The following is a 318-nucleotide window of genomic DNA, read 5'->3' as shown; positions in this document are numbered from 1 at the left end:
CTCGCGTGAGTTGCCGCTGTAGTCGAAGCTTGCCTGGGGGGCAATTTCAGCTAGATTGCTTTCTAGGAAACACAGGGCCTCGCCCAGACTGTAGTCCGCTGCCAGCTGGGTCTGGAATTTCACCGCTTTTACTTTATCGAAGAGGTTTAACTCACGCGGGGCAACGGTTTCGTTCACGGTGACCAGGTTGGCAAGCTGCACCATATCGCCCAGGTCATTAAGGACGTAGATGTCGGTCAGGTCGCTGGGGTCACGCCGCTGATTGTCTTCCACCTTAACGATATCCTGATATTGTTCCCCAACTCGCTTGAAACGGGT

Annotated in this window: 1 protein-coding gene; it reads right to left on the bottom strand. The window is 54.1% G+C overall.

All coding sequences use genetic code 11. The annotated features are described in order from the left end of the window. The coding region (locus ACFVYJ_RS13715; protein ID WP_463255414.1) for an efflux RND transporter permease subunit at nucleotides 1-318 on the bottom strand (318 nt) is incomplete at both ends.

The organism is Pontibacter sp. JAM-7 (assembly GCF_048548695.2).
Lineage (GTDB): Bacteria > Pseudomonadota > Gammaproteobacteria > Pseudomonadales > Balneatricaceae > Neptuniibacter.
This window is presented reverse-complemented; position numbering and strand designations above follow the sequence as displayed.